Here is a 15,812-nt window from a genome sequence, read left to right as displayed (position 1 = left end):
ATCCGCGCGGGGAGCTATTTGTTTCCGAATGGCGCATCTGCGCCTGCTGTAGCGGCCACAGTTGCGCCGAACGGGCACACTCTGCGGCCGAACGGGCACTAACGCCCGGTGCCGGCGTAGACGACGGCCTCGCTCGCCGCGTCGAGCCCGAAGGCGTGATGCACGATGCGCGCGGCCTCGGCCAGCACGTCGGCACGCGTGACGACCGAGATCCGGATCTCGGACGTCGAGATCATGCCGATGTTGATGTTCGCGTCGGCAAGAGCGCGGAACAGCTTCGCCGAGACGCCCGTGTTCGTGCGCATGCCGGCCCCGACGAGCGCCAGCTTGCCGATCTGATCGTCGTACTGCAGCGACTGGAATCCGATCTCGCCCTGCTCAGCGGCGAGCGCCTGCAGCACCTTCTGCCCGTCGGCCTTCGGCAGCGTGAACGAGATGTCGGTGAGCCCCGTCGCCGCGGCCGAGACGTTCTGCACGATCATGTCCACGTTCGCACTCTGCTTCGCGACAGCATCGAAGATCGCGGCCGCCTTGCCGAGCGTGTCGGGCACGCCGACGACCGTGATCTTCCCCTCGGAAAGATCGATGGCGACACCGGAGATGATGGGCTCTTCCACTGTTCCGTTCTCCTGCATTTCGCGGCGTATGCGCGCGGTGGTCTGTTCCGACGTCTCGTTCACGACGAGTGTGCCGGTGGTGTTATTGAACGACGAACGCACGTGCAGGTCGACCCCGTGCCGGCGCGCGTACTCGACCGCGCGGATGTGCAGCACCTTCGCGCCGCCCGCGGCCAGCTCGAGCATCTCTTCGCTCGAGATCGTCTCGATCTTCTTCGCGAGCGGCACCACGCGCGGGTCGGAGGTGAAAATGCCGTCGACATCGGTGTAGATCTCGCAGACGGATGCGTCGAGCGCCGCCGCAAGTGCCACCGCCGTCGTGTCGCTGCCGCCTCGGCCGAGGGTCGTCGTGTCGCCGGTCTCGGTGTTGAAGCCCTGGAAGCCCGCGACGATCGCGATGGCGCCCTCGTCGAGCGCCTCGCGAATGCGGCCGGGAGTCACGTCGATGATGCGTGCGGCCCCGAATCGGGAATCCGTGATCATGCCCGCCTGGTGCCCCGTGAAGCTGCGCGCCTCGTAGCCCATCGTGCCGATCGCCATCGCCAGCAGCGACATCGAGATGCGCTCGCCGCTCGTCATCAGAATGTCGAGCTCGCGCGGCTCGGGGATCGGCGCCACCTCGTGCGCGAGATCGATCAGCTCATCGGTCGTGTCGCCCATCGCGCTGACCGCGACGACGACCTCATTGCCGGCCTTGCGCGTCTCGACGATGCGCTTCGCAACGCGCTTGATGCTCTCTGCGTCCGCGACGGAGCTGCCGCCGTACTTCTGGACGATCAGCGCCACGGGCACTCCTGTTGATTCATGGCGGGCTGGACCCAGAGCTCGCGGGCGGGGTGTGCCTGCCGGCTGCCGGGCTCGGGGCTTCGGGGGTTCCATATATTCTACGGCGCGTTTCAGGCGTGTTTCACCGAGCGGCGCGCACGGCGGGCGGCGCACGGGTAGCCCGACCCGGGCGCCGTGGCTAGCGTGGGAGGCATGAGCGCTGCGCGGGTTGTCGTTGTCGGGGCGGGCGTTGCCGGGGCGGCGACTGCGTTCGGGTTGGCGCGACGCGGCGTCGCGGTCGAGCTGGTCGACGCGGGGCTGACGGGCAGGGCGACGGATGCCGGCGCAGGCATCATTCAGCCCTGGACCGTCTCGCGCGATGGCGCGTTCTACGAGCTGTACTCCGCCGGCGCCGCGTTCTACCCGTCGTTCGTCGCAGCGCTCGCCGAGCACGGCGCACCCGACGTCGGCTACCGACGCGTCGGCTCGCTCGTAGTCTCGGCCGACCCCGGCGCGCTCGACGAAGTGGAATCACGCCTACTGTCGCGGGCACCGGACGCGCCCGAGATGGGAGCCGTGCAGCGGCTCGGCCGAGGCGAGGCGCTCACCCGCTTCCCGCTGCTCGACCCCACGAACCACGGCATCTGGATCGAAGGCGGCGGCCGCGTCGACGGACGCCTCCTGCGCGCCGGCCTGCTTGCCGCCATCGAGAAGCTGGGCGGAGTCGTCCACACCGGCGGGGCCGGGCTCGAGGCGACGGATTCAGGCATCCGTCTGCTCCTCGACGGCACCCCGCTCGCGGCCGACGCGATCGTGGTCGCCGCGGGCGCCTGGACGAACTCGGTGCTCGCGCCGCTCGGATTCTCGGTGCCGGTCGAAGCGCAGAAGGGGCAGATCATGCACCTGCACGTCGAGGCCGACACCTCGGGCTGGCCCGTCGTGCACCGGGTCAGCTCGTCGCACTACCTGCTCGCGTTCGACGGCGGCCGCATCGTCGCGGGCGCGACCCGCGAATTCGGCAGCGGCTTCGACACGCGGGTGACAGCTTTCGGCACGCAGGAGGTACTGCAGAACGCGCTCAGCGTCGCGCCTGGCCTCGCGAACGCCGCGGTCATCGAGACGCGGGTCGGGCTGCGGCCCCTCACGCTCGAGCACGACCAGCTGCCGACCGTGACGCGGCTGGATGCCGGGGATGCCGTGCCCCTCTGGGTCAACGCCGGGTTCGGCGCCGGCGGGCTCACCATGGGGCCCGTGGTCGGCGATCGCCTTGCGGAGGAGATCGTCGGCGCGCTGTAGCGGCGGCGGGTCTGCTGGTCTGCCGGTCTGCTGGTCTGCCGCGGCAGGTGCCCGTGGTGGTTTGGGCGGCGGCGCTGCGCCGGGGGGAGACGATGCACGATCGGGGAGACGGCGCGAGGGGATTTCTCTCCCCGAGCGTGCGTTTTATCCCCGAGCGCGGGCGCGGGCGCGGCGTCGGGTCTGCTGCGGCGAGTCTGCGGAGCAGATCAACGGCAACCCTCGTGCGTCAACGCTGATATTGACTCAGAGACAGGGCCTTTCCCCAATGCGGGGCACATGTGCCACTGGCGCATTGACACCTATCTCGGGATATTCGACCCTCATCTAGACGAGCGTAGAGATGTGGCTTCGGGGGCCGCGCCGCCGTCGCTTGGGGAGAAAAGTCATGACTGAAGAACTGCGCCCTCGCGCGCCCAAAAAGGCGCGTCTGAGCGGTCGTCAGCGCAAGATCTTCGCGATCGTCGGCGCCGCGGCCGTGCTCGGAATCGGCGTCACCGCCTCGCTGGCTGCGTGGACGGGGAACCAGTGGGTCTACGGCGGCACGGGCAACGACGGCAGCGGTTCTGCCATCACCACGTCCACGTTCGATGTGCAGCAGAACACCGGAATCGGTCCCGATGAGACGGCCGCAGGCACCTGGGACAGCCTCGCGTCGAACGCGGCCGACGGGACGAAGGGCCAGCTCTCGTTCAGCACACCGGCGCTGAACCTCACTCCGGGCGTCGACACGTATGCGCCGGTTGCGCTCGAGACCACATCCGGGTCGGTCGCCGGCACGATCACCACGATCCACGCGGCCGTCGGCGCGAACGGCGCCGCTGCCGCCGACTACGAGAACGCGCTCTGGAACAACCTGCACGTGAGGATCGCCGCGTCGTCGTCCACTTTCACGTGCGACGCGACCGCGTTCACCACCACGTCCTCGAGCATCACCGTCGTGCAACCCGACGAGCTGCTCTCCGCAGGCACAGACACGATCCTGCCGACGGGCTCATCCGCTGAGACGCTCCAATCCGGGTCGCAGTCGCAGGAGTACTACTGCTTCGACATTTGGCTTCCGAGCCAGACCGCGCTTCAGGGTCTGTCGGTCGCGCCCGCGTCACTGATGGGGCTCTCGGTCGCACCGGCCTGGAACTTCGAATACACGAGCAACTAGCGAGCAGTCATATGGAGAACGTGATGCGTGACGCATCCGTCGCCGAGCCGCCCGCCGCCGCGCCACCGGTAGCCGCCGCCTCGGCGATCGGAGTGCACGCGGCGACCGCGCATCGCGACACGCGCCGCCGCGATGCCGACGAGCGCCCGCTCGGCCTCGTACGCGACGTGCTCGTCGTCGTGGTCGCGATCATCGGCGCGGCGACGGTGCTGTGGCTCGCCGCGGCCGCCGTGTTCGGGCTGCATCTGACGGTCCTGGCGACGGGCTCGATGAGCCCCGGAATGCCCCCGGGCACCCTCGTGGTCACGCGCAGCACGCCCGCGACGCAGCTCAAGGTCGGCGACGTGGTCACCGTGCCGCGCGAACTCGACGGGAAACCGGTCACCCACCGCATCGTGCAGCTGAGCGCGGGCCCGAACGCGAACGAACGCGACCTGCGACTCAAGGGCGACGCGAACACTGCCGAGGACACCGCGACCTACATCGTCGGCCCCCACACGCCGCGGCGCATCGCGTCGGTTCCGGGCATCGGTCGGGGACTGCTGTGGCTGCAGCGGCCGATCGTCGCGATCGTGAGCGGCCTCGTCGTCGCGGCGATCGTCGCGTGGGCGCTATGGCCGGCCTCGGGCGGCCGCGGCTCGGGCGGATCCCGCAGGCGCGGCTCGGGCGCGCGCCGATCGGCCGACCGCGGTACCAGCGTGACGTCACCGGCGCAGCATCAAGCGTGATGCGAGTGCGGCGGCGACGCGACGCGATCGCGGGGCTGGTGATGCTGGCGGTGTGCGTGAGCCTGTCGCCGTCGCTGCCGACCCAGCGAGCGGATGCCTCACCGGCGCACCCTGCAACCTCACCTCAGCTCGTCGTCACGGCCGACCCGCCGCACCCGCACTTCACCGTGAGCCCGGGCGAGCCCGCCTACTGGCGGGTCACCGGGACGCTCGACGGCCTTCCGGAAGCGACGCTCACACTTCAGTCGGTGACGTCAGGGCCGTTGGCGGAGCATCCGCTCGGCCTCACCATGCAGGTCCAGCAGTGCGCCGCCGCGTGGACGGCGGCGCGGGCACCCGTCTGCACGCCCGGTGCGCAGACCGTCGCCGCCACGGCGCCGGCGCAGGCGGGCAGAGTCGTCGACTCGTCGTTCCGCTTCGAGCCGCTGCGCGAGGGGCGCCCTGAGTACCTGCTCGTGACGCTCAGCATCACCGACACGGCCGCGGGTCATTCCGACCCGACGCTGATGGGCCTGACCGGCGAGTTCGGCGTGGGCCTCACGGCGACGGCGACGGACGGGGCGCCACTGCCGATCTCGTCGCCCGGGGGCCCGGTCGGGGCATCCGTATCACCCCTCTCGCCTCTATCACCCGCGTCGCCCGCCGGCCCGCGCGGCCTGCTCGCGCTCACCGGAACCACGATCTCGCGACTCGTCGCGTTCGTCGCGGCGCTCACGCTGCTGCTGGGCGGCGGATTCCTGTGGGCCGCCGCCCGACGCGAGCGGGGCCGCGCCCGATGAGATCGCGCCGACTCGCCATCGCGCTCGCGGTCGTCGCCGGCGGCGCCGTTCTGGCGCCACTCATTGCGACGCCGTCTCAGGCCGCATGGACCGGCAACCAGTGGGCGTACGGTCCGGCGATCTCGACGAGCTCGACGAACTGCGTCACCGACACGGGCTATGCGTCGACGGCCTCCGGTCAGTTCCTCTCGGGTTCGCTTCTCACGACCGATCTCGACAACGTCGCGGGTGTGCAGGGCATCCGGGTGGGTATGGACGCCGCGGGCACCGCCACCCCGACCCCGGCGGCCGGGTCGAACGGCTCGACGGAACTCGACGTGATGCCACCGACGTACGAGGCCCCTCTCAACGTGTCGGCGCTCGGTGGCGCGCTGCCCATCCTCAACGTCAGCAATCTCAGCGCCGGCCTGACGGATGCCGGCGACCTCGGTGCCCTCGGCCAATGGGCCCAGACCTCCGGCACTGGCACCGCGGCCGGTGCCGCCGGGCTGGTCACCAGCCAGGGCGGCGTCGACACGCAGGACACGAGCGGCGCCAGCGGCCCGTCGATGCCGACCGTCGCAACGCTCGACCTCTCCGGCATTCTCGGGTCAGCGGTCACGAGCGCCGTCGCCGACGTGAAGGCCGAGATCGGCGCTGTCAGCGCCTCGTCGCAGATCAACGGATGCGCGGCGCTCGAATCCGCGCTGTGGGGCACCGCCCCGTCGCCGGCGCAGCGCGCCTATCAGGTGTCCGGCCTCGGGCTGGACCTCAGTGCGCCCTCGCTCGGCACCGTCGCCACGCAGGTCGGCGACACGCTCGGCACGGTCAGCAGCACCGTGAACTCGCTCGAAGGGCTGACCGGGACCCTCGACAACTCGGTGCTCGGGCTTGTCACCGGAGAGCTGGGCGCTCTCGGCCTCAACGCGGTTCTCGACGCGAGCGCCACCAACTCGCTGACGATCACCCTGCCGAACCTGCAGACTGCGCTTGGGACGCTGCTCACCGCCCCGTTGACCGACGGTGTCGTCACGATCAATGTGTCGACCGGCGACGTCTACGTCGATCTCACCCCCCTGCTTGGAGGCGCGGACGGTCTCAACGATCTCGCCCCGAACACCGAGCTGGATCTCAATGCCGCCGTTGTCAGCTCGCTCGTCGCTCGCATCACGACACTGCTCAACGGCTGGACGACGAACATCACGTCGACGCTGCTGAACGCGATCGACTCTGCGCCAGTGACCGGAGGCATCGGCATCGCGGTCAATGTGCTCGGTGGGCTCTACGGCGGGATCAACGTCGCGAATGTCGGTTTGAGCGCTCCGGCGGGCACGACGCTCGGAGGCATCCTGTCCGGTGCGACGCCCCTGTCGACGTCGACGAGCGAGGGCACCAGCACCCTGCTGGGCACGGTGCTCAGCCTGCTCGGCATCAATATCAACTCGTTGCTGTCTGGACTCCTCGGGACGTTGACCAATGCAACAGCGGCCGTCCAGTCTGCGCTCAAGACCGGGTTGATCGCGCCGATCACCGCATTGGGTTCGACCCTGTCGGGTATCACCGGGCCGGTGATCAGCGGCGCCGGCAGCGCGTTGGGCGCGTTGCCAGGTGTGCTGTCGCTCATGGTGAATGTCGAGCCGGACCAGCCATGCCCCTCCACGACCGGTGAGGCGGTGCCGGCGTGGGACCCGAGCTGCGGCGAGCTCGCCTCTGCCTCGGCATACACCCGTGCGACGGCCGACTCCACGGCTCAGTACCTCGAGACGGCGTTGCGGGTGAGCGTGCTCGACGGGGGCGCGGTGTCGGCGCTGTCGCTGGCGACGGCGTCGGCGGGGCCCGTGACTCTTCCTTCTGGCGGCTGACGTCGGCGGCAGGTGCCCGTGCTGGCTTGGGGGGCGGTGGTGGCTTGGGCGGCGGCGCCGGCGCGGGCGGCGGCACTGCGCCGGGGAGATGATGCACGATCGGGGAGATCAATCAGGGGGATTTCTCTCCCCGATCGTGCGTTTTATCCCCGAGCGGGGGCGGGGCCCGGCACCCGCCCGCGGGTCCGGCGCCGCTCGCGTGACACCACTTCCCCTGCACAGGCCGGATCAGCGCCCGCACTCCCCAGAACAGCGACGAGCGCCCGCGGCGCTCGACGAAGGTCGAGCACACTCTCGGGATGCACCTCGCCACGCTGCTCGCCCGCAACAACGGCTTCGTCACCAGGGCCGAACTCCGGCGCTACGGCGTCAGCGCCCACGCCGTGCGCGGCCTCATCGCCCGAGGCGCCCTCGTGGCGCTGACACGAAACATCCTGGCCCGGCCGCCCGTGCCCGCGGAACCCTCGCGGGCCGCCATGATGGGGGGCCGCGTCGCGTGCGTCACTGCGGCGCACTCCATGGGCATCTGGGTGCTCGACGACACGGCGTTCCACGTCGTGCCGCGCGGGCGGAACGGCCACTTTCGGACCGACGCCGCCGAGCCCAGGGCGGTCGTGCACTGGACCCCCGAACCGATCGAACCCGACGGGCACCGGCCCGTGGTCGAGTCCGGACGGAACGCCCTGGCGCACATTGCACGCTGCCAGCCGCTCGATGCGGCGGCGGCGAGTTTCGACTCCGCCGTGCGGCTCGGCCTGACCACGCTCGAGGAACTGCAGGTTCTGGCATCCGCTCATCGCGGGCGATTCGCCGACGCCGCCGCGTTGGTGACCGGCCGCGCCGACTCAGGTCTTGAGACCCTGACGCGCGTCCGCTTGAAATGGGCGGGCGTCGGATGCCGGGAGCAAGTCGTCATCGACGGCCACCCCGTTGATCTGCTCATCGGTGACCGGCTGGTGATTCAGCTCGACGGGAAGCAGCACCTCGAGGACCCGGCTCAACTCGCCCGGGACCGCTGGCAGGACCGGCGCCTCAGGCTCATGGGGTACACGGTGCTGAGGTACGGCTACGCCGAGGTCGTCTACGCGTGGGACGAGACGCTTGCGCAGATCCTGTCCTGCATTGCCGGCGGTGCGCAGCTGCGACGCCGCTAGGGGTGACGGCGCGGGCGGGCGCGGGCGACGTGAGCAGGCGGCGTGACGTTCGGGGAGAGAATTCACGATCGGGGAGACAGCGTGAGGGGATTTCTCTCCCCGAGCGTGCATTCTCTCCCCGCAACGAGGCGCCCCCGGCGGCGAGGAGAGACTGGCGGCGGGGTGCGACTGGCGCCGGGGCGACTGGTGTGGGAGCGGGGCGGGGCGGTCAGCCGACGACGACCCGGCGGCCCTCGAAGGCGCGGCCCAGGGTGACTTCGTCGGCGTACTCGAGGTCGCCGCCGACCGGAAGGCCCGATGCAAGGCGGCTCACGCGGATCTCGAGCGTCTTGAGCAGCCGGCTCAGGTAGGTCGCGGTTGCTTCGCCCTCGAGGTTCGGGTCGGTCGCGATGATGACCTCGTCGACGGTGCCGTCGGCGAGGCGTTGCATGAGCTGACGGATGCGCAGATCATCGGGTCCGACGCCGTCGATCGGGCTGATCGCGCCGCCGAGCACGTGGTAGAGACCGCGGAATTCGCGGGTGCGCTCGATCGCCACGACGTCTTTCGCCTCTTCGACGACACAGATCAGTGACGCGTTGCGGCGCGGGTCGCGGCAGATCGAGCAGAGTTCCTGTTCGGAGACGTTCCCGCACTGCTCGCAGAACCGCACCTTGTCGCGCACAACGAGAAGCGTCTCGGCGAGCTTCGTCACGTCGAACGACTCGGTCTGGAGAATGTGGAACGCGATGCGCTGCGCGGATTTGGGCCCGATGCCGGGCAGTCGCCCGAGCTCATCGATCAGGTCCTGGATGATTCCCTCGTACATCAGCGACCCCCATTGCCGTCGTCGAGCTGCTGCTCTTCGATGAAGCGCGCATTCAGGATTTCGCGCACGACCGCCTCACCGTAGCGCTGCGGCCCGGAGTCAGAGAAACGGGGGCCGGAGTCAGAGAAGCGCGGCCCCTTGCGCGCCGACCCAGCGGCCGGCGCGGCAGATGCCGGCGCCTGCTCGACACCGGCAGCACCAGTGCCGGCGCCCGTGCCAGTCTCCGTGCCAGTGCCAGTGCCAGTGCCAGCGCCAGTGCCCGTGCCAGCGCCCGTGTCAGTACGAGTGCCCGTGCCCGTACCGGTGGCCGGCGCTCCCGGCGCTCCCGTAATCGACATGCCTGCAGCCGGAACGCCCGCCGATAGCGTGCCCGCCGCTGCCGTGCCTGCGGCGGGGGCTGGGTGCTGCGGGGCTTGGTGCGACGTGCCGGCCCGCGGCCCCGCGTCGGGGTCTTCCTCGAATGGCGGTGCGTCGTCGTCTGAGGGGGCCGCGATCGCCCAGCCTTCACTATCGGTCGGCACGACCGTCGACCAACCCTCGCTGTCGGTCGGCGCGGTCGTCGACCAGCCTTCGTCGTCAACGGATGCCCCGGCCGGAGCCGCAGCGGGCGACTCCGGAGCCGCAGCGGGGGAACCCTGAGCCGCAACGGAGGTCGCCGACGCTGCCGGCGTCTCTTTCGGCAGCGGAGGTACGGCCTGCAGCGCAGGGCGCGGCGCCTCGTCGGGCGCCTCGGCGCGCTGGGGTGCGGTGGCGGATGACGCAGCACCCCCGCCGGGGATCGCCACTGTGGCCCAGCCGGTCACGGGCGCATCGTTCTTCGGCTGCGGCACGGCAGAAAGTCGTGGCGCCGGACGGGTCGGCACGCTGGCCGCACCCGAGCTGGGCGGAATTGTGCCGCTCTCTGTCGCGGGCTGAGCATCGGCGGTCGCGGGGCGGGCATCAGCTGTCGCGGGGCGGCCGTCAGCTGGCGCGGGGCGGCTGCCCTCGGAACTCGGTGCCGGTGCAGCGGAGGCGCCGATCGGCACCATCGGCGCCGTCGCCGGCGGAGTCACGCCGAAGCCTTCGGACTTGAGGCTCTGCGCGAAATCGGACGCCGTCTTCGCGACGAACTTGACGCGCACGCCGAGCACCTTCTGGATCGCTTCGCGCAGCACGTCGCTCACGTTCTGCGTGACGCCGGGCTGAGGGCGGAAGCTCGCCACGTCGTTCTCGCTCTGGAACGTGAGCGTCAGCACGTCGTTGTCGAACTTGCGCACCGTGGCCGTGAACGCCACGATCCACGCCGTCATCTTCGCGGCCTTCACGGTCTCGAGGATCTGCGGCCATGCGTCTTTCACCTGTTGCAGCGTCATGGGCCCGATCGGCTCCGGCTTCGGCGCGGGCTGCGCCGGCGACGCGGTTTGCGAAGAAGATGCTGCCTGCGAAGAAGACGTGGACTGCGAGGAGGGCGCCTGCGCGGCGTTCGGCCCCGCGGCGTTCGGTTCCGCGGCGTTCGGGCCCACAGCGTTCGACCCCGCGGCGTTCGGCCCCGCGGGGGTCTGCCTGACAGCGGCGCCGCTCCCCCGTTGGTTCTCGGGAGCCCCCTGACTGTTCGGCGCCCCCTGCTGCGGGGTGGTGGGTGCACTCGTCGTCGGCGCGGCGGCGGGCGCGTCTTCCCAGCCCGTCACCCCCGGCGTGGCCCACCCGCCCGGCACAGCCGTCGGGGGTGTAGCCGTCGCCCGGGGCGACACGTTCCCCGCGGCGGCACCGGCAGCGGCCGGCGGCTGCGGGGCCGAGGCAGCAGCCGGCACGGGCCGCGCGGGCGCGGCCGGCTCGGCAGCCGGCGAATCGGCGCGACCCGGCTCGGCAGCCGGCGAGTCGGCACGACCCGGCTCGGCACGCGGGGGCTCACGACGGTCGGGCTGCGGAGCAGCGGCCGCGGTGCGGTCGTCGGCGGCCATGGCCACGGGCGCAGCGGAGGCCACGGTCACAGCGGAGACCACAGGCACGGGGGGCGCAGCAGGCGCAGCAGGCCTCGGCGAAGCATCCGTCACACCGACTCGGCGCTCGAGGCGCTCGACACGCGCCAGCGAAGCGGCCTCATCGGCGGAGGGCACCAGCGCGCGCGCGATCATCAGCTCGAGGTGCAGGCGCGGCGACGTGGCGCCCGACATCTCGGTCAGGGCGGCGTTGACGATGTCGGCGATACGCGACAACTCAGCGCCGCCGAAGGTGCGGGCCTCGGCGCCCATGCGCTCGAGCTCGTCGGCGGGGGTGCCGCGCAGCACCGCGGCCGCGCGGTCGGGGCCGGCCGCCGCGATGATGATGAGGTCACGGAGTCGCTCGAGCAGGTCTTCCACGAACCGGCGCGGGTCTTGACCGGTCTGAATGACCCTGTCGACGGAAGAGAACGCCGTCGATGCGTCGCGCGCAGCGAGGGCCTCGACCACCTCGTCGAGAAGTGCGGAGTGTGTGTAACCGAGCAGTGCGACCGCGCGCTCGTAGCCGATCTCGTCGCCCTCGGACCCGGCGATCAGCTGGTCGAGCAGCGACAGGGTGTCGCGCGGCGAGCCGCCGCCCGCACGCACCACGAGCGGGAGCACACCGGGCGCGACCTGCATGCCCTCTTCCTCGGTGAGCTTCTGAACGTAGTCGAGCATCATCGCGGGGGGAACGAGGCGGAACGGATAGTGGTGGGTGCGCGACCGGATCGTGCCGATGACCTTCTCGGGCTCGGTCGTCGCGAAGATGAACTTCACGTGCTCGGGCGGCTCTTCGACGATCTTGAGCAGCGCGTTGAAGCCCGCCGAGGTCACCATGTGGGCCTCGTCGAGGATGAAGATCTTGTAGCGGTCGCGCGCCGGCGCGAACACGGCGCGCTCGCGGATGTCGCGCGCATCGTCGACACCGTTGTGGCTCGCCGCGTCGATCTCGACGACGTCGAGCGAGCCCTGGCCGCCCCGGCCGAGCTCGACGCAGCTCGGGCACGTGCCGCACGGCGTGTCGGTCGGGCCCTGCGCGCAGTTCAGGCAGCGCGCCAGAATGCGTGCACTCGTCGTCTTGCCACAGCCGCGCGGGCCGGAGAACAGGTATGCGTGATTCACCCGGTTCGTGCGCAGCGCCGTCATCAGCGGCTCGGTCACCTGAGCCTGACCGATCATCTCGGCGAAGTTCTCAGGCCGATAGCGGCGATAGAGGGCGGTGACCACCCCCCAATGCTAACGGCGGGGTACGACATCGGCCCGGGCGGCGCAGGGGTGTGGAGAAGTCGCTCACGCGCGTCGTCGAACGCCCCGCCGAGAGCGTCGCGACGGCGCGCTAACCGGAGATGACCCCGAGGGTCTGACGGGCGATCTCGAGCTCTTCGTTGGTCGGCACGACCAGCACCGTGACGGGCGACGCGTCGGTCGAGATGACACGGATGCCCGAGCCTCCGGCCGCGTTGCGCTCGGCATCGAATTCGATGCCGAGCCGCTCCAGCCCGTCCAGCACTGCGGCGCGCACCGGCACGCTGTGCTCGCCGATCCCCGCGGTGAACGAGATGACGTCAGCACCCCCGAGCAGCGCCTGGTACGCCCCGATGTAGAACTTCACGCGCCGGCTGAACACCGCCGCCGTCAGGATCGCTCGCTCGTCACCGGCTTCGGCGCGCTCTTGCACATCGCGCGAGTCGCCGACCCCCGACAACCCCAGCAGGCCGCTGCGCGTGTTGAGCAGCTCGTCGAGGTCGTCGATCGACATGCCCGCCTTTCGCGCGAGGTGGAACAGCACGGATGCGTCGATGTCGCCCGACCGTGTGCCCATCACGAGTCCGGGGAGCGGGGTGAGCCCCATGCTCGTGTCGACCGACTTGCCGCCGTCGATGGCGCAGACGCTTGCGCCGTTGCCGAGGTGCAGAACGATCTGTTTGAGCTCTTCGACGGGGCGCCCGAGGAACTCGGCCGCGGCTCGTGAGACGAAGCGGTGCGAGGTGCCGTGGAACCCGTACTTGCGCACCCTGTACTTCTGCGCGAGGTCGTAGTCGATGGCGTAGGTGTATGCCTCGGCGGGCATGGTCTGGTGGAACGCGGTGTCGAACACGGCGACCATCGGCAGACCCGGGAACGCCTTCTCTGTGGCCGAGATGCCCTGCACCGCCCCGGGGTTGTGCAGCGGCGCCAGGTCGGACAGGTCCTCGATGTTGATCTTCACCAGATGGTCGATGAGCGTCGGCTCGAAGAAGCGGGCACCGCCGTGCACGACCCGATGCCCGATCGCGACGAGGTCGTGGTCGTGGTCCTCCAACGATGGCCCGTACGAGTCGAACGCCTCGCGCATGATCTTGCACGCGGCGGCATGATCGGGAACCACCACGTCGCGCTGCGACTTCGAATCGCCGGCGCGATGAGCCGCGCGCCCATCGGACTCGCCGATCCGCTCGATGAGCCCGCTCGCCAGCGTCTGCTCCGACGACATGTCGATCAGCTGGTACTTGAGCGATGACGAACCGCTGTTCACCACGAGAATGCTGGGCATTACTCCCCCGACTCGGCGATCGACTGCGCCTGAATGGCCGTGATCGCGATCGTGTTCACGATGTCGTCGACGAGCGCCCCGCGTGACAGGTCGTTCACCGGCTTCCGCAAGCCCTGCAGCACGGGTCCGATCGCGATCGCGCCCGACGAGCGCTGCACCGCCTTGTACGTGTTGTTGCCTGTATTCAGATCCGGGAATATGAACACCGTCGCGCGCCCCGCGACCGGCGAGCCGGGCATCTTCGCCGCAGCGACGACGGCATCGGCGGCCGCGTCGTACTGCAGCGGCCCCTCGACGAGCAGCTCGGGTGCACGCGAGCGCACGAACTCGGTCGCTTCACGAACTTTCTCGACCTCCGCCCCGGACCCGGACGACCCCGTCGAGTACGACAGCATCGCCACGCGCGGCGCGATGCCGAACTGCTCTGCCGTCGCGGCCGATGAGATCGCGATGTCGGCGAGCTGCGTCGCCGTCGGCTCAGGAATCACCGCACAGTCGCCGTAGACCAGCACCCGATCGGACAGCGCCATGAGGAACACCGACGACACGACCCCGACACCCGGCCGGGTCTTGATGATCTCGAATGCCGGCCGGATGGTGTGCGCCGTCGTGTGCGCGGCCCCCGAGACCATGCCGTCGGCGATGCCGAGGTGCACCATCAGGGTGCCGAAGTACGAGACATCCGTCACCGTGTCGAGCGCGCGCTCGAGCGACATGCCTTTGTCAGCGCGCAGCGCCGCATACTCCTCGCCGAACCGCTGCCTCAGAGTCGGATTCGTCGGGCTGACGATCGCCGCGGCGGAAAGGTCGAGCCCCAGACTCGTCGCCCGCGCACGAACCGTCTGCTCGTCGCCGAGCAGGGTGATGCGCGCGATGTCGCGCTCGAGAGCGATGGCCGCGGCGTGCAGAATCCGATCGTCATCGCCCTCGGGAAGCACGATGTGCTTCCGCTGCGAGCGCGCGCGCTCGAGCAGCCGATATTCGAACATCAACGGCGTGACGACGGCGGATGCCTCGACCTCCAGCGCGTCGAGCAACGCGATGTGGTTGATGCTCCGGTCGAACAGGCCGATCGCCCGCTCGGTCTTTCGCGGCGACTCGGCTCCCATGCGTGTGTGGGCTCCGTTGATGCGCACCGTGGTCTCGAAGGTGCCGTACACGGTCGAGATGATGGGCAGCGCGGGGTCCATGCCGACGATCAGGCGCCTGATCGGGTCGGACAGCGCGAAGCCGCCGTTCAGCACGATCGCCGACACCGATGGGAAGGTGCCGGCCTGGTACGCGGCGAGCACCGCGAGCAGCGTCTCGGTGCGGTCGCCGGGAACGACGACCACCGCACCCTCGATGAGGCGGGTGAGCACGTTCTCCATCGACATGCCGGCGACGACGACGCCGAGCACCTCGCGCTCGAGCAGCCCGCGGTCGCCAGAGACGAGTTCGCCGTCGACCGCCGCGAGCACCGACTTGACGGTCGGAGCGACGAGCAGCGGATCTTCGGGCAGCACCCACACCGGCCGTTCGGTCGCGCCCGTGATGGCGTCGGCGGTCGATGCGGTGACGGATGCCTCGACCTGCCGCGCCACGAGCTGAAGCTGCTCGGGGTCCGCCCGGTTCACCACGACGCCGAGCAGCGACGCGTGCTCCTGCCGGAGCTCGCCGAACGCCACGTCGACCAGCTGACGGATCTGCGCCGGCTCGCGCGCCACCGAAGTGCCCAGCTGATCGAGACGGTCGCCCTCGCCGGCGCGGCCGCCCGCACGGCCACCGACGACGAGGAGGACCGGGGCGCCGAGATTGGCGGCGATGCGCGCGTTGTAGGCGAGCTCTGTCGGCGCGCCGACATCCGTATAGTCGCTGCCGACGATCACGACGGCGTCGCACCGGCCCTCGATGCGCTTGTAGCGCTCGATGATGCGGCCGAGCGCCGCCTCGGGATCGGTGTGCACCGCCTCGTACGAGACGCCGATCGCCTCGTCGTAGGTGAGGTCGGCCGTCTGGTCCTCGAGCAGCCAGTCGAGCACATAGTCGCGCTCGGCCGTCGTGCGGGCGATCGGGCGGAACACGCCGACGCGCTCCACCTGACGCGTCAGGGTGCGGATGACCCCGAGCGCGACGGTGGACTTGCCGGTGTTGCCCTCTGCAGAGGTGACATAGACCTGCTTCACGGGCGCGGG

Annotated in this window: 11 protein-coding genes; 6 read left to right on the top strand and 5 right to left on the bottom strand. The window is 70.3% G+C overall.

Annotated features, from left to right (window positions below; translation table 11 throughout):
* Positions 1-98: 98 nt before the first annotated feature.
* Positions 99-1,403: an aspartate kinase gene (locus ACFOYW_RS08005; RefSeq protein ID WP_390228330.1), complete on the bottom strand. Its 1,305-nt coding sequence runs from the start codon at positions 1,401-1,403 to the stop codon at positions 99-101.
* A 192-nt stretch (positions 1,404-1,595) separates the two neighbouring features.
* On the opposite strand from ACFOYW_RS08005, the gene ACFOYW_RS08000 reads away from it, so the two are divergent.
* The 6 genes from ACFOYW_RS08000 to ACFOYW_RS07975 all read left to right on the top strand — a co-directional run bounded on the left by ACFOYW_RS08000 (position 1,596) and on the right by ACFOYW_RS07975 (position 8,336).
* On the top strand, positions 1,596-2,678 hold the full coding sequence (locus ACFOYW_RS08000) for an NAD(P)/FAD-dependent oxidoreductase (protein ID WP_390228329.1): 1,083 nt from the start codon (positions 1,596-1,598) through the stop codon (positions 2,676-2,678).
* Positions 2,679-3,063: 385 nt separating this feature from the next.
* Positions 3,064-3,834, top strand: coding sequence for a hypothetical protein (locus tag ACFOYW_RS07995; protein ID WP_390228328.1), 771 nt, complete (start codon positions 3,064-3,066; stop codon positions 3,832-3,834).
* 23 nt (positions 3,835-3,857) lie between these two features.
* On the top strand, positions 3,858-4,562 hold the full coding sequence (locus tag ACFOYW_RS07990) for a signal peptidase I (RefSeq protein WP_390228327.1): 705 nt from the start codon (positions 3,858-3,860) through the stop codon (positions 4,560-4,562).
* A gap of 5 nt (positions 4,563-4,567) precedes the next feature.
* Complete coding sequence (locus ACFOYW_RS07985) at positions 4,568-5,341, top strand: hypothetical protein (RefSeq protein WP_390228326.1); 774 nt, start codon at positions 4,568-4,570, stop codon at positions 5,339-5,341.
* Positions 5,338-7,182, top strand: coding sequence for a choice-of-anchor G family protein (locus ACFOYW_RS07980; RefSeq protein ID WP_390228325.1), 1,845 nt, complete (start codon positions 5,338-5,340; stop codon positions 7,180-7,182). Before ACFOYW_RS07985 ends, ACFOYW_RS07980 begins: the two co-directional genes overlap by 4 nt.
* Before the next feature lie 299 nt (positions 7,183-7,481).
* Positions 7,482-8,336, top strand: a complete 855-nt coding sequence (locus tag ACFOYW_RS07975) for an endonuclease domain-containing protein (RefSeq protein WP_390228323.1) — start codon at positions 7,482-7,484, stop codon at positions 8,334-8,336.
* Between the two features lie 208 nt (positions 8,337-8,544).
* Here ACFOYW_RS07975 and recR read toward each other — a convergent pair whose 3' ends face one another.
* From recR to pta, 4 genes are all read right to left on the bottom strand, one after another.
* On the bottom strand, positions 8,545-9,144 hold the full coding sequence (gene recR / locus ACFOYW_RS07970; RefSeq protein ID WP_390228322.1) for a recombination mediator RecR: 600 nt from the start codon (positions 9,142-9,144) through the stop codon (positions 8,545-8,547).
* Complete coding sequence (locus ACFOYW_RS07965; RefSeq protein WP_390228321.1) at positions 9,144-12,332, bottom strand: DNA polymerase III subunit gamma and tau; 3,189 nt, start codon at positions 12,330-12,332, stop codon at positions 9,144-9,146. The genes recR and ACFOYW_RS07965 overlap by 1 nt, the downstream gene beginning before the upstream one ends.
* A 109-nt stretch (positions 12,333-12,441) precedes the next feature.
* A complete protein-coding gene (locus ACFOYW_RS07960) occupies positions 12,442-13,638 on the bottom strand; it encodes an acetate kinase (protein WP_390228320.1) in 1,197 nt (398 codons plus the stop codon).
* Complete coding sequence (gene pta / locus ACFOYW_RS07955) at positions 13,638-15,803, bottom strand: phosphate acetyltransferase (RefSeq protein WP_390228319.1); 2,166 nt, start codon at positions 15,801-15,803, stop codon at positions 13,638-13,640. The genes ACFOYW_RS07960 and pta overlap by 1 nt, the downstream gene beginning before the upstream one ends.
* Positions 15,804-15,812: the final 9 nt, after the last annotated feature.

Origin of the sequence: Gryllotalpicola reticulitermitis (assembly GCF_042651345.1) — a bacterium.
Classification (GTDB): Bacteria; Actinomycetota; Actinomycetes; order Actinomycetales; family Microbacteriaceae; genus Gryllotalpicola; species Gryllotalpicola reticulitermitis.
This window is presented reverse-complemented; position numbering and strand designations above follow the sequence as displayed.